The 13067-nt window shown below is 62.3% G+C and carries 14 protein-coding genes; 13 read left to right on the top strand and 1 reads right to left on the bottom strand.

Annotated elements, in window-relative coordinates:
• Nucleotides 1-14 precede the first annotated feature (14 nt).
• Together ABIB90_RS17830 and acmB are read left to right on the top strand one after the other, a co-directional pair.
• Nucleotides 15-1655: a flavin-containing monooxygenase gene (locus ABIB90_RS17830; RefSeq protein ID WP_354161017.1), complete on the top strand. Its 1641-nt coding sequence runs from the start codon at nt 15-17 to the stop codon at nt 1653-1655.
• A gap of 55 nt (nt 1656-1710) precedes the next feature.
• Nucleotides 1711-2904: a methyl acetate hydrolase AcmB gene (gene acmB / locus ABIB90_RS17825; RefSeq protein ID WP_354161020.1), complete on the top strand. Its 1194-nt coding sequence runs from the start codon at nt 1711-1713 to the stop codon at nt 2902-2904.
• Between the two features lie 432 nt (nt 2905-3336).
• On the opposite strand, the gene ABIB90_RS17820 is transcribed toward acmB, so the two are convergent.
• Nucleotides 3337-3543: a hypothetical protein gene (locus tag ABIB90_RS17820; RefSeq protein WP_354127811.1), complete on the bottom strand. Its 207-nt coding sequence runs from the start codon at nt 3541-3543 to the stop codon at nt 3337-3339.
• 472 nt (nt 3544-4015) lie between these two features.
• Here ABIB90_RS17820 and ABIB90_RS17815 point away from each other — a divergent pair, with 472 nt between their 5' ends.
• The 11 genes from ABIB90_RS17815 (at nt 4016) to ABIB90_RS17765 (ending at nt 13035) form a co-directional block, all read left to right on the top strand.
• Nucleotides 4016-5362 (top strand): ABC transporter substrate-binding protein, encoded by a 1347-nt coding sequence (locus tag ABIB90_RS17815; RefSeq protein ID WP_354161024.1) that lies wholly within the window; start codon nt 4016-4018, stop codon nt 5360-5362.
• 102 nt (nt 5363-5464) lie between these two features.
• Nucleotides 5465-6424, top strand: coding sequence for a carbohydrate ABC transporter permease (locus ABIB90_RS17810; RefSeq protein WP_354127813.1), 960 nt, complete (start codon nt 5465-5467; stop codon nt 6422-6424).
• Nucleotides 6421-7374 (top strand): carbohydrate ABC transporter permease, encoded by a 954-nt coding sequence (locus ABIB90_RS17805; RefSeq protein WP_354127814.1) that lies wholly within the window; start codon nt 6421-6423, stop codon nt 7372-7374. Before ABIB90_RS17810 ends, ABIB90_RS17805 begins: the two co-directional genes overlap by 4 nt.
• On the top strand, nt 7371-7583 hold the full coding sequence (locus ABIB90_RS17800; RefSeq protein WP_007592640.1) for a hypothetical protein: 213 nt from the start codon (nt 7371-7373) through the stop codon (nt 7581-7583). The genes ABIB90_RS17805 and ABIB90_RS17800 overlap by 4 nt, the downstream gene beginning before the upstream one ends.
• 6 nt (nt 7584-7589) lie before the next feature.
• Nucleotides 7590-8687: an ABC transporter ATP-binding protein gene (locus ABIB90_RS17795; protein WP_354201172.1), complete on the top strand. Its 1098-nt coding sequence runs from the start codon at nt 7590-7592 to the stop codon at nt 8685-8687.
• Nucleotides 8680-9687, top strand: coding sequence for an ABC transporter ATP-binding protein (locus ABIB90_RS17790; RefSeq protein WP_354161030.1), 1008 nt, complete (start codon nt 8680-8682; stop codon nt 9685-9687). Before ABIB90_RS17795 ends, ABIB90_RS17790 begins: the two co-directional genes overlap by 8 nt.
• Complete coding sequence (gene dhaL, locus ABIB90_RS17785) at nt 9684-10298, top strand: dihydroxyacetone kinase subunit DhaL (protein ID WP_354201171.1); 615 nt, start codon at nt 9684-9686, stop codon at nt 10296-10298. Before ABIB90_RS17790 ends, dhaL begins: the two co-directional genes overlap by 4 nt.
• Nucleotides 10295-10696, top strand: coding sequence for a dihydroxyacetone kinase phosphoryl donor subunit DhaM (gene dhaM, locus ABIB90_RS17780; protein ID WP_007592631.1), 402 nt, complete (start codon nt 10295-10297; stop codon nt 10694-10696). The genes dhaL and dhaM overlap by 4 nt, the downstream gene beginning before the upstream one ends.
• Entirely contained in the window at nt 10689-11003 is a 315-nt protein-coding gene (locus ABIB90_RS17775) for an HPr family phosphocarrier protein (protein ID WP_007592629.1), read from the top strand. The genes dhaM and ABIB90_RS17775 overlap by 8 nt, the downstream gene beginning before the upstream one ends.
• 5 nt (nt 11004-11008) lie before the next feature.
• The gene (ptsP, locus tag ABIB90_RS17770) at nt 11009-12607 is read left to right on the top strand and encodes a phosphoenolpyruvate--protein phosphotransferase (protein ID WP_354161038.1); all 1599 of its coding nucleotides are present in this window, start codon (nt 11009-11011) and stop codon (nt 12605-12607) included.
• A complete protein-coding gene (locus ABIB90_RS17765; RefSeq protein WP_007592625.1) occupies nt 12604-13035 on the top strand; it encodes a hypothetical protein in 432 nt (143 codons plus the stop codon). The genes ptsP and ABIB90_RS17765 overlap by 4 nt, the downstream gene beginning before the upstream one ends.
• The last annotated feature ends 32 nt before the right edge of the window (nt 13036-13067 follow it).

Genomic DNA, 13067 nt, shown 5'->3' with positions numbered 1-13067 from the left:
CCTAGGAGGGGAAAATGGCAGAACCCGTGACCGAGTTCAACGGAAGCAACGGCGCGCATGTGACGGCGAAATTCGACGCCGTGGTGGTTGGAGCCGGCGTCGCCGGACTCTATCAGCTCTATCGCCTGCGTGAACAGGGATTGAACGTCAGGGTGATCGATGCTGGATCCGGCGTCGGCGGCACCTGGTACTGGAATCGCTATCCTGGCGCGCGCTTCGACTCCGAAGCCTATATTTACCAGTACCTGTTCTCCGAAGAGCTCTACAAGGGATGGAGCTGGAGCGAGAAATTCCCTGGCCAACCCGAAATCGAACGCTGGCTGAACTACATCGCCGATCGCCTCGATCTGCGCAAGGACATCCAGTTCGGTACGACGGTCAAGAGCGCTCATTTCAACGAAGCCGCCCAGCGCTGGCTGGTCACGACCGACAAGGGCGACGTGATCGATACCCAGTTCCTGATCACCTGCTGCGGCATGCTTTCGGCCCCGCACGTGTCCTTTCCGGGGCAGGAGACCTTCAAAGGGCAGTTGTTCCACACGGCGCGCTGGCCGAAGCAGCCGGTCGATCTGGCCGGCAAGCGCGTCGGCGTCATTGGTAACGGCGCGACCGGAATCCAGGTCATCCAGACGATCGCCAGCGAGGTCGGTCACCTCAAGGTCTTCATTCGCACGCCGCAATACATTATCCCGATGAAGAATCCCAAATACGGCGCGGCGGATGTCGATGCCTACAAGTCGAAATTCAAGTCGTTCACGGAGCGCCTCCCGCACACCTTCACCGGATTCGAGTATGACTTCGAGCACGCCTGGGCCGAACTGTCGCCAGGGCGGCGCCGTGAGGTGATCGAGGATTGTTGGAATGACGGCTCCCTGAAGCTGTGGATATCCTCGTTCGGCGAGCTGTTCTTCGACGCGGAGGTCAACGCCGAGATATCCGAATTCGTGCGCGAGAAGATGCGCGAACGGCTCAAAGATCCAAAGCTGTGTGACGCGTTGATCCCAGCCGATTATGGCTTCGGGACACACCGGGTGCCGCTCGAGCAGAAATTTCTCGAGGCCTTCCATCGCCCGAATGTCGAGATCGTCAGCGTCAAGGAAAATCCAATCGAACGGGTGACACCGACGGGAATCCAGACCGCCGACGGCGCCATCCACGAGCTCGACATCATCATTCTGGCCACCGGATTCGACGCCGGAACCGGAGCCTTGACGCGCATCGATGTCAGAGGTCGCGGCGGCCGCTCGCTGAAGGAGGATTGGAGCCGGGACATCCGCACCACAATGGGCCTTCAGGTTCACGGCTATCCGAATCTCTTCACGACGGCCGTGCCGCTCGCCCCTTCAGCGGCGCTCTGCAACATGACCACGTGCCTGCAACAGCAGGTCGAATGGATCGATGATTGCATCAGGCATATGCGCGGCAAGAATCTGAAGGTCGTCGAGCCGACGAAGGATGCGGAAGACGGATGGGTGGCGCATCACGATGAGATCGCCAACGCGACGCTGATCGCGAAGACTAATTCCTGGTACCTGGGCTCGAACGTCGAAGGCAAGCCGCGCCGGGTGCTGTCCTATTGCGGCGGTGTCGGCGCCTATCGCCAGAAATGCGATGAAGTCGCGGCGAGCGGCTACCCGGGTTTCGACATGCATTGAGGGCTGCCAAGGGACGTGTCGACCCAATCAATCCAATTCAGGCTGGAGCACAATCATGACCATGAATTTTGATGCGGTGGCAGATACCGTTCTCGACGGTGTCGTTACATCGACGCCACGCGTACCCGGCGTCGTCGCGATGGTGACGAACCGCCATCGTAACGTCTACGTAGGTGCAGCCGGCAAGCGTCGTCTCGACCAGGCGGCCGATATGACGACCGACAGCATCTTCGGGATATTCTCAACGACCAAGGCGATCACCGCCACGGCCATCCTGCAGCTTGTCGAGGAAGGCAAGCTCGATCTCGATGAGCCGGCCAAGCGATACGCGCCCGAGATCGGCAAGCTCCAGGTGATCGAGGGCTTCGATGACAAGGGCGACCCGATCCTGCGCGCTCCGAAGCGCGACATCACCACGCGCATGCTGATGACGCACACCGCAGGCCTGAGCTATGATTTCATCAATCACACCTACAATCGGCTGGCGCAGGAAAAGGATCAGCCGAGCGTGATCACGGCGACCAAGGCCTGCCTGATGACCCCGCTGCTGTTCGATCCGGGCGAGCGGTGGGATTATGGCACCAATCTCGATTGGTGCGGCCAGATCGTCGAGGCCATCACCGGCCGAAGGCTTGGTGACGTCTTCAAGACGCGCATCTTTGAACCACTCGGCATCAAGGACATGACGTTCGAGCTGACCGATGCGATGCGCGGACGGCTGGCCGGGATCCATGCGAGAGGTGCCGATGGCTCGCTCACCCCGATGGATTTCGAGCTGCCGGCCAAGCCCGAAGTGCATATGGGCGGCCATGGCCTTTACGGCACGGTCGGCGACTACATGTGCTTTATCCGGATGTGGTTAAACGACGGCGCGGGCGAGCACGGCCGCGTGCTGAAGGCGGAGACCGTGCGCATGGCTGAAAAGAACCATCTGGGCGACAAGAAGGTGACGCCGATTACCGGCGTCATCCCGTCGCTGTGCAACGACGCGGAGTTTTTCCCGGGCCAGTCAAAATCCTGGGCGCTGAGCTTCATGATCAATGATGAGCAAGCCCCTACGGGGCGTCCCGCCGGTGCTCTGGGCTGGGCTGGCCTTGCCAATCTGTTCTATTGGATCGATCGGCAGAATGGGGTCGGTGGCTTCTGGGCCACCCAGATTCTTCCCTTCGGGGACCCGGCATCGTTCATCGGCTTCATGAATTTCGAGACGGCATTCTACCAGAGCCTGAAACAGCGAATGGCGAGCTAGGTTTGATGGAACGACACGAAACTGTAGGAATTGCGTGACGGTGCACTTAGCTGTGAGCATTCGAACTCGCAAAAGGGACCGGAGCCATTGAGTGCACTGTCACTATGATCCCATGCCTTTTGCGGCACCGGCTTTGCCGAGCCCCAGCTCGCGAAGCGAGCGAAGGCTGGCGGGCCCGGCAGGCCTCGAACCTGCAACCAGACCGTTATGAGCGGCAGACTATCGATCGGGTTCGCTGATTTCGCTGCAGTTTCGTTCGAGCTCGATCGCGTTCGTTGCGGTTCGTTCACGCCGTTTCTGAGGCGAAACTGGTGCGGCTGCCCGGTTCGTGGCTCTAAGGATGGATCATCGTTTGGCCGGTGCTGACCACCTAAGTCGCTTACGAATCTTTGCGCGTTGCACGAGGCCAATGGCGTCGACGCAACGTAGAGCTCAAGTTGGCAACGTAATCGGAAGAATGTTGACAAGCGCTTCAGCGCTGTCGGGTCCGAAGGTCGCCTTCATCCAGGGCAGCATGAACGCACCGACGACGGCGCCGATCGCCCTCGAAAGGGGAGCACCGTCGGTTAGATCGCAAGCCGAACTGAATGCCAGTATCGGTGGCTGCGTCTCCACGGTTTTGAGCTGCGGCAGGATCATGGGTCGAGAAGCAAGGAGGAAAGAGCGGTCCTTGTTTTGTCGTCTGTGAGAGTACACTGTCCCCGATTGCACTCAATTGGACATCTGTTGTCGGAGCTAGCTCATACTTGCCCATGATGGCTTGGAGGGAGAGTCCAAGGTCTTGAACGGGCGTCGCGCTATCGCGGCGGAAATCTTCTCTGCTCGTCCCAAAAATGTCATTGCCGCTGACCGACAAGAGAGCGCGGGCTCGTGGGGCCGCCGATATGAGTGTTTGAACTCCATGCCCGAACAGCCTGCTTGCAATGTTTAGTATATCGTGGTTCACTAAACAAATCGAGCTTGGCTGAATCCCTAAGAATCCAGGCAGGCACGAGGAAACGTCCGTTAGTCGTTCAGCCCGTGAAGGACTGTATCGCTCTGCTCGAAGCATTCGAGCGGGTTGGAGAGTCGCGCCATGTCGATGGCCGGCCCCACTGGGAGGGAAAGCTTTATGAAACAGACAGTAAAGGCGCTTCTTACTAGTTTCGGAGTTCTCGCATCCGCGCTCAGTGCCGGAGTGGGGACTACCCCTGCGCACGCGCAGGCGAAGACCATCACGCTGTGCTGGGCCGCCTGGGACCCTGCCAACGCGCTAGTCGAACTGTCGAAGGACTTCACCGCTAAGACCGGCATCGGTATGAAGTTCGAGTTCGTGCCGTGGACCAACTATGCCGATCGCTTCCTGAACGAGCTTAACTCGCACGGCTCGTTGTGCGATCTCATCATCGGAGATTCTCAGTGGATCGGCGGCGCCGCGGAGAACGGCCAGTACGTCAAGCTCAACGATTTCTTCAAGAAGGAAGGAATCAGCATGGACGACTACATGCCGGCCACCGTGGTCGGCTATTCGGAGTGGCCGAAGAATACGCCAAACTATTGGGCGCTGCCCGCCATGGGTGACGCGGTTGGCTGGACCTATCGCAAGGACTGGTTTGCGCGGCCAGAGATCCAGAACGACTTCAGGGCCAAGTACGGCCGCGATCTCGCTGCGCCGAAGACGCTCGACGAACTGCGAGACATCTCGAAATTCTTCCAGGGCCGTGAGATCGACGGCAAGAAGGTCTATGGCGCTTCGATCTATACCGAGCGCGGCTCGGAAGGCATCACCATGGGCGTGTCGAACTATCTCTACGATTACGGCTTCCAATATCAGAAACCCAAGAAGCCCTATGCGATGGACGGCTTCGTCAACGCGCCCGGCGCCGTCAAGGGGCTTGAGGCCTACAAGGAGCTCTACAAGTGCTGTACGCCACCCGGCGCCTCCAACTCCTACATGTCCGAAGGACTTGATGCGTTCAAGTCAGGCCAGGTCGCGCTGCAGATGAACTTCTTCGCCTTCTTCCCAGGCCTCTACAAGGATCCGAACGTTGGCGGCGACAAGATCGGCTTCTTCAGCAATCCCGCGGGCCCCGCGACACAGGCGACGCAGCTCGGCGGACAGGGTATCTCGGTTGTTTCCTATTCGAAGAACCAGGGCGAAGCGCTGCAATACATCAGATGGTTCTCCGGCGGGGATGTGCAGAAGAAGTGGTGGGCGCTGGGCGGTTATTCCTGCGCCAAATCCGTGTTGAACGATCCGAGCTTCCCGAACAGCGCGCCGTTCGCCGGGGAGTTTCTGAAGTCGATGGGAATGGTCGTCGACTTCTGGGCCGAGCCCTCCTATGCGCAACTCCTGCAGGCCGAACAGAAGCGCGTGCATGACTACGTGGTGGCGGACAAGGGCACCGCGCAGGAAGCGCTCGACGGTCTGGTGAAGGACTGGAAGGCCATCTTCAAGGAAGAAGGCAAGAAGTTCTAAGGCAACCGCCTGGGGCGCACGCGAGCGCGCTCCAGGCACTCTTCGGCAATCTCGGCAGCTGTCGCATAGCTGATGGTCCCGGCGCGAGGATCGACCAAAGCCATGAACGATTTGAGTGCTTCGTCCCAGATCACCTATCGGGCCGTCCCGGCCCGGCCAGCCGTGGCGCGTCGTATCCGGGGTTTGTCGGACCAGGCGCTCGCCTGGCTCTTTATCACGCCGACGATCGTGCTGCTGCTGGCGATCAACATCTTCCCGCTGGTGTGGACGATCTATCTCTCGTTCACCAACTACCGCGCCAATCGGGCGAACGCGCCGACGATATGGCTGGGCACCGACTGGTACCAGTCGATACTGACCGATCCGGATATCTGGGCGGCGATGCAGGTGACGGCGCATTTCGTGATCTGGACGGTGGTGATCGAGACCGTGCTCGGATTTGGCCTTGCCTACCTCATCGATAAGAAGTTCCGCGGCCACGGGATGTGGACCACGATCATCCTGCTGCCGATGATGCTGTCACCTGCCGTCGTCGGCAATTTCTGGACGTTCCTCTATCAGCCGCAGATCGGATTGTTCAACTACGTCGTCGCCTTCTTCACCGGACGCGCGGCCTCGTCGTTCCAGATGCTGGGCGACGTCACGCTGAGCCCCTGGGCCATCGTCATCGTCGATGCCTGGATGTGGACGCCCTATGTGATGCTGATTTGTCTCGCGGGCCTGCGCTCGATCCCTGGTTACATCTATGAAGCGGCGGAGGTCGACCGCGCGTCGAAATGGCGGCAGTTCTGGTCGATCACGCTGCCAATGGCGCTGCCGTTCATCATGCTGGCGGTGCTCTTCCGCGGTATCGAGAACTTCAAGATGTTCGACATGGTCAACCTGCTGACCGGCGGTGGGCCGGGGTCGACCACGGAAGTTGCGTCGATCACGCTCAAGCGTGCGGCGTTCGAGAGCTGGCGCACCGGCTATTCCTCGGCCTTCGCGATCATCCTGTTCGTGACGGTCTTCGGCCTCGCCAACATCTATGTGAAGGCGCTGAACAGGGTGAAAAGCCGATGATCTCAGCCACCACAGCCCATTCCGTCGTCGAGCCGTCGACCACGACGCGGCGTTTTGCCGGCTCGCTCGTCGTGCTCTATGCCATCATCACCATGATCCCGCTGGTGTGGATCATGCTCACCGCGTTCAAGTCGCCGGACGATGCAATCTCCTATCCGCCCAAGATGATGTTCAAGCCATCGCTCGAAGGCTTCTGTAACGTCTTCACGACCCGCTCGCGCCAGACCCCGGAGTTCATCCGTTCGCTGGGGGCGCCGCAGGGGCTTTGCGACAGCCTCGCGCGCAGCCGTAACATGGTGGTCGCCGGTCCCTCGAACTATGTGCCGCGCTTCGTCAATTCGCTGATCATCGCGTTCGGCTCGACCGTGCTCGCCGTCGCGCTCGGCACCTTGTCGGCCTACGGCTTCTCGCGGTTCCGCGTGCCCCTGAAGGACGACCTGATGTTCTTCATCCTGTCGACCAGGATGATGCCGCCGATCGCGGTCGCGATCCCGATCTATCTGATGTACCGCAGCATCGGATTGTCCGACACCAGGCTCGGCATGATCCTGCTGTACACCTCGGTCAACGTCTCGCTTGCGGTCTGGCTGCTCAAGGGCTTCATCGACGAAATCCCGCGCGAGTACGAGGAGGCGGCCATGATCGACGGATACACCCGCTTTCAGGCCTTCGTGAAGGTGGTGCTGCCGCAGGCCACGACGGGAATTGCGGCGACGGCGATCTTCTGCCTGATCTTCGCCTGGAACGAATACGCCTTCGCGGTGCTTCTCACCTCGGGCAATGCGCAGACCGCGCCGCCCTTCATTCCGATCATTATCGGCGAGGGCGGACAGGACTGGCCCGCGGTGGCGGCGGGCACGACGCTGTTCCTGGTGCCGATCGTGGTGTTCACGGTGCTGCTGCGCAAGCATCTGCTGCGGGGCATCACCTTTGGAGCCGTCCGCAAATGAGTATCGATGCCACCCGATCCGTCGCGCGTCGCGGTGTTGCCGATCGCGTTCTGCGCCGTGGTCCGCTCGAAGCCGCCGCGACCGCGATCATCGCCGCCGGCGTCGTGATGCTGATGCAGCCGTTCTCCCTGACGCTGTATTCCTGGTCGTTTGCGACGACCCTGTTCGGCACGGTGATGTTCACCATCGTGTCGAAGGTTCGGGAGTAGGGCGCGATGGCACAGATCAGGGTCGAGGCACTCGACAAGTCCTTCGGGACGTTCCATGCGGTCAAGTCCGCCAGCTTCACGGTCGAGGACGGCCAGTTCCTCTGCCTGCTTGGACCGTCCGGGTGCGGCAAGACCACGACGCTCCGCATGATTGCGGGCCTGGAGCTGCCGACATCCGGCACCATCCGGCTCGATGGCGAGGACGTGACGATGAACCGCGCATCGGCGCGCGACATCGCCTTCGTGTTCCAACTCTTCGCGCTCGATCCGCACATGGATGTCCGGCGCAACATCGGCTTTCCCCTGAAATGCGAAGGGATCAGTGCGGCCGAGCGCGATCGGCGGGTCGTAGAGGCCGCGCGCATCCTGCGGATCTCCCATCTGCTCGACCGATCGGTGTCGGGCCTTTCCGGCGGCGACCGTCAGCGCGTCGCGCTGGGGCGAGCGATCGTGCGCAAGCCGAAGTGTTTTCTGATGGACGAACCGCTCGGCGCGCTCGATACCGAGATGCGCGAGGCCATGATTCATGAACTACGCGCCCTGCATGACCGCCTGGGAGCAACCACCGTCTATGTCACGCATGACCAGCTCGAGGCCATGGCGATGGCCGACAGGATCGCGGTAATGAACAATGGCGTCGTCGAGCAGGTTGCGAGCCCGCGCGACATCTACGACCGGCCTGCTTCGCTCTTCGTCGCGGATTTCATCGGCTCGCCGCCGATGAACCTTCTGCCGTTCCGTGGTCACCTGCAGACGGGCGCGGAGGCGATCCGGCTCGGTGAGCGCGACGTTGCAATTCCTCCCTTGCGCGAGGCGATGGCGGAAAGCGAGTTCGTGCTGGGGGTGCGGCCCGAGCATGTGCGCTTCACCGATCGCGGCATGGTCCGCGGGGTGGTCTATGGCACGGAATATCTCGGCACGACGCAGATCGTGACCGTGACGACGCACTACGGCGCACTGAAGGCCCGCTCACCCAGCAGCAGATCCTTCCGGACCGGCGAGACTGTCGGGCTCGATTTCCGGCCCGATACGCTGTCAGTCTTCGACAAGGTGTCGGGCCGGGCCATTCGTACCGCGTTGCATGAGGGAGGCGCGCATGGCTGAGGTCGAGATCAACGCCATTTCCAAGGCCTTCGGCAAGACGCAAGCTGTGAACGATCTGTCGCTGACAATTGGCGATGGCGAGTTCGTCGCGTTGCTTGGGCCGACTGGTGCCGGCAAGAGCACGGCTTTGCGCTTGATCGCGGGATTGGAGCAGCCGGACAGCGGTTCGATCCGCATCGACGGGCGCGACGTGACCTGCGATGCACCGGCGGACCGTGACGTCGCCTTTGTCTTCCAGCAATATTCGCTGTATCCGCACCTGACGGTGTTCGAGAACATGGCCTTCGCGTTGCGCGCGCCGACCCGGCGCGTGCCGGAAGCCGATATTCGCGCGAAGGTGCAGGAGGTCGCACGTCTTCTTCATATCGAGACCAAGCTGGACAACAAGGCGACGCAGCTGTCGGGCGGGCAGATGCAGCGCGTCGCGATCGGGCGGGCTCTGGTCCGTTCGCCCTCGATCTACCTGATGGACGAGCCGCTCTCCTCGCTGGACGCGAAGCTGCGCGGCGAACTGCGGCTCGAGCTCAAGCGGATCCAGGTCGATCTCGGCGCCACGATCCTCTATGTCACCCACGATCAGACCGAGGCGATGACCATGGCGTCGCGCATCGGTGTAATCGAAGGCGGGCGGCTGATGCAGGTCGGCTCGCCGCGCGAAATCTACGAGAACCCGATCAACGCGCATGTCGCGGCAAGGTTGGGCCAGCCGACGATCAACCTGCTGCCGGCGGCCCTGTTCGGCGGCGCGCCTGATGGCGCCGAGACGATCGGTGCGCGGACCGAGCACCTGACGATTGCGCGCGGCGGTGGCGATGTGTCGGCGACCGTCAAACGGGTTGAACATCTCGGCGATCAGAGCCATCTCCATCTCGACCTCGCCGGCCGGCCGGTGGTGACGCTGGCGGATCCCGAGGCGGACTTCGGCGCCGGTGATGTGGTGTCGCTCTGTCTGAACAAACCTCTGTTCTTCGATGCGATGGGCTGGAGGGTAGCGGCATGAGCCTTGATCGGGTAGCCAGGGAAAGACTGGTGCGAGCGCTGGCGGGGTCGATGATCGAGCACGCCGACGAATTGACGAGCCTCGACCAGGCGATTGGCGATGGGGATCACGGACTGAATATGAAGCGTGGTTTCGAGGCAGTGCTGGCGGCATTGCCGGGCCTTGCCGACAAGGCGCTCCCGGACATGCTGAAGGCGATCGGAACGACTTTAGTCATGAAGGTCGGCGGTGCTTCGGGGCCGCTGGTCGGAACTTTCTTCATGGAGCTGGGCAAGGCACTTCCGGAGCAGCCGAGCCGCGCTGATCTCGTCGCAGCGACCGAGAAGGCGATCGACGCCGTCAAGGCGCGCGGGCGTTCTGAGGCGGGGCAGAAAACGTTGCTGGATGTCCTGGTGCCGGTGCAGGTCGTGTTGGCGGGCGGTGGCGATGCCGAGGCGATTGCAGCGGAAGCGGCGCAAGCGGCCGCTCGCACCACGCCCATGCTTGCGATCCGCGGCCGTGCGTCCTTTCTCGGCGAACGTTCCATCGGTCATATGGATCCCGGTTCGCGTTCGGCGTCCCTTTTGATTGGCGCGGCAGTCAAGGTACTGGAATTCGAGGCAAGTTCATGAACAGTTCAAATTCCTGCAATGTCGGGATCGTTATCGTTTCACATTCGCGCAAGATCGCGGAAGGCGCGGCGGATATGGTGCGCCAGATGGTAGGCAGCGCCGTGCCGCTCGCCTGGACAGGCGGCGACATCGATGGAGGGCTCGGCACCAATGTTGCCGGGATCCTCGACGCGATTGAAGCGGCGTGGTCGCCCGCAGGCGTGGCGGTGCTGGTTGATCTCGGCGGGGCGGAGACAAATTCCGAGATGGCGGTGGAAATGCTGCCTGAAGATCGACGCGCGCGCGTCGTCGTCTGCAATGCTCCGGTGGTCGAGGGAGCCGTGATTGCGGCAACCGAGTCTTCGGGTGGCTCGCCGCTTGCCGCTGTCAAGCGTAGCGCGGAGGAATTCTATGCATGATGCTCACGCCAGCCGGCCGGGCGAAACGGCGGTGCCGCTGACAGCCTCGGCGGTTCTCGTCAACAAAGTCGGACTTCATGCGCGACCGTCGGTCAAGCTCACGCAGTGCGCAAAGGGTTTTACCGCGAAGATAGAGCTCGCCCTCTCGGCGGACGGGCCCTGGACGGACGCCAAGAGCCCGGTAAAGGTCATGCGTGTGAAGGCGCCGCAGGGCGCAACACTGCATTTCCGCGTTACCGGTTCCGATGGCAAGGCAGCACTTGCTGCTGTACTGGCGCTTGTGCATGACGGTTTCGGTGAGGCCTGATCGCAGTGGCAGAGATCCATCTCACCGGCCGTGCTGCCTCGCCGGGTCTCGCGATCGGACCGGTCACCATGCTGACTGCGGCTGTGGCCAGGCGGACAGCGAGCGACGATCCCGCGCAAGAGGCGGCGGCACTGCGGGCGGCGATTGAGGGCGCGAGGGCGGAGATCGCCAACCAGATCAAGACGATCCGGGGCGATGTAGCCGACGTTCTTGAATTCCAGGTCGCCATGCTTGAGGATGATGCGCTGGCGGAGCCGGCATATGGGGTCATCTCGGACGGGATCACTGCCGACCACGCCTGGCGCTTGGCACTCGACGTGGAGATAGCTGGCTATCGCGCTGCTGAAGATGAATATTTCCGTGCCCGTGCGGCCGATATCGTCGACATCCGCGACCGCGTGCTTGCGCATCTGAGCGGCGTGGACACGGTCGCCAGGATTACCAGCGGCTCGATCGTGGCGGCTGACGACATCACCCCTTCCGCTTTTCTTGCTGCCGACTGGTCGCACGGCGGCGCCATCGCGCTGGCTGCGGGCTCACCTTCCTCGCATGTTGCGATGTTGGCGCGGGCGCGCGGGGCGCCCATGGTCGTTGGGCTCGGCCCACTGTCGTGGAACGGACAGCCACCTGCGCTGGCGCTCGTCGACGGCGATGCCGGCACCGTGATCTTTGATCCCGAGCCGGAAACGCGCCGCCTGTTCGAACAGCGCATGGCGGTTGCGAATGCCGCCCAAGCCGCCGCCGATGCCGCCTGCCTTGAGTCCGCACGCACGGCCGACGGCCGGCGGATCGCGGTCCTTCTCAATATCGCCGCGCCCGAGGACCTCGCCGGCCTCGATCCTGCAATCTGCGACGGCATCGGCCTCGTGCGTACGGAATTTCTGTTCGAGGCGGCCCAAGGCCTGCCGGATGAGGATGCGCAATATGCAGTCTATCGGCGCATTCTCGAGTGGGCCGACGGAAGGCCGGTGACAATCCGCACCCTCGATGCGGGCGGCGACAAGCCAATCGCCGGCTTGACGATCGATAACGAGCGCAATCCGTTCCTCGGTCTGCGCGGCATCCGTCTCTCGCTCGCGCGGCCGGAAGTGTTTCGGGTGCAACTGCGGGCACTGTGCCGCGCGGCTGTGCACGGGGCGCTGAAGGTGATGCTGCCGATGATCGCGGTTCCTTCGGAGCTCGACCGTGCGAATGCCCTGCTGGATGCAGAGTTCACGGCGCTCAGGGCCGAAGGGATCGCCTGCGCCCACCCGCCGCTCGGCATCATGGTCGAGGTCCCGGCGGCGGCGCTCCGCGCCGAGGATTTCGGCGCGGCGTTCTATTCCATCGGCTCGAACGACCTGACCCAGTACACGATGGCGGCGGCGCGCGACGTCGGTGCCGTCGCGGACCTCAACGATACCGGCAATCCGGCGGTGCTGGCGCTGATCTCTCGGACTGTCGAGGCCGGACGAAAGCGTGGCGTGGAGGTCTCACTCTGTGGTGACGCCGCGGCCGATACGCGCCTGACCGCGGCGCTGATCGCCACCGGGTTGACAATTCTCTCGGTGTCGCCGATTGCCGTCGCGCGGCTCAAGGCCGCAATCGCAAAGGTGCGTTCATGACGGATGAAGCAGGCGAGGATACCCGCGCGCCTGGTGACAGCAATGTGGCGGATTACAAGGCCATCCTGCGACGGGTGCTCGACAATAGGCCCTCGGGGACGCGGCTGAAGCTGGCGGCGGCGTTGGGCAAGAATCGCTCCTTCGTGACCCAGATCACCAATCCGGCCTATCTGGTTCCTATTCCGGCGAAGCATGTCGCGATCATCTTCGAAGTCTGCCATCTGTCCGGCACTGAGCGTGCGGCGTTCCTCAAAGCCTATGGACGCGCGCATCCCGGCCGGCTGCGCGCACCCCATCGCGAGGCGCGCACCCGCATTGTCTCGGTGACCGTACCCGACCTCGGCGACGACAAGAAGAACCGTGCGCTCGAACAGCTGATTGTGGATTTCGCCGCGCAACTCGCGCGCTATGCCGAAAGTGTGGGTTGAGCCATTGATTTGAACTTTAGACGAGATGGGAG

This window comes from Bradyrhizobium sp. JR4.1 (assembly GCF_040548605.1).
GTDB classification, from domain to species: domain Bacteria; phylum Pseudomonadota; class Alphaproteobacteria; order Rhizobiales; family Xanthobacteraceae; genus Bradyrhizobium; species Bradyrhizobium canariense.
This window is presented reverse-complemented; position numbering and strand designations above follow the sequence as displayed.

What these genes read in the sequence shown, in the direction of transcription:
- ABIB90_RS17830 (WP_354161017.1), top strand. Translation starts at nt 15, where the DNA reads ATGGCAGAACCCGTGACCGAGTTCAACGGAAGCAACGGCGCGCATGTG.
- acmB (WP_354161020.1), top strand. Translation starts at nt 1,711, where the DNA reads ATGACCATGAATTTTGATGCGGTGGCAGATACCGTTCTCGACGGTGTC.
- ABIB90_RS17820 (WP_354127811.1), bottom strand. Translation starts at nt 3,543, where the DNA reads ATGATCCTGCCGCAGCTCAAAACCGTGGAGACGCAGCCACCGATACTG.
- ABIB90_RS17815 (WP_354161024.1), top strand. Translation starts at nt 4,016, where the DNA reads ATGAAACAGACAGTAAAGGCGCTTCTTACTAGTTTCGGAGTTCTCGCA.
- ABIB90_RS17810 (WP_354127813.1), top strand. Translation starts at nt 5,465, where the DNA reads ATGAACGATTTGAGTGCTTCGTCCCAGATCACCTATCGGGCCGTCCCG.
- ABIB90_RS17805 (WP_354127814.1), top strand. Translation starts at nt 6,421, where the DNA reads ATGATCTCAGCCACCACAGCCCATTCCGTCGTCGAGCCGTCGACCACG.
- ABIB90_RS17800 (WP_007592640.1), top strand. Translation starts at nt 7,371, where the DNA reads ATGAGTATCGATGCCACCCGATCCGTCGCGCGTCGCGGTGTTGCCGAT.
- ABIB90_RS17795 (WP_354201172.1), top strand. Translation starts at nt 7,590, where the DNA reads ATGGCACAGATCAGGGTCGAGGCACTCGACAAGTCCTTCGGGACGTTC.
- ABIB90_RS17790 (WP_354161030.1), top strand. Translation starts at nt 8,680, where the DNA reads ATGGCTGAGGTCGAGATCAACGCCATTTCCAAGGCCTTCGGCAAGACG.
- dhaL (WP_354201171.1), top strand. Translation starts at nt 9,684, where the DNA reads ATGAGCCTTGATCGGGTAGCCAGGGAAAGACTGGTGCGAGCGCTGGCG.
- dhaM (WP_007592631.1), top strand. Translation starts at nt 10,295, where the DNA reads ATGAACAGTTCAAATTCCTGCAATGTCGGGATCGTTATCGTTTCACAT.
- ABIB90_RS17775 (WP_007592629.1), top strand. Translation starts at nt 10,689, where the DNA reads ATGCATGATGCTCACGCCAGCCGGCCGGGCGAAACGGCGGTGCCGCTG.
- ABIB90_RS17765 (WP_007592625.1), top strand. Translation starts at nt 12,604, where the DNA reads ATGACGGATGAAGCAGGCGAGGATACCCGCGCGCCTGGTGACAGCAAT.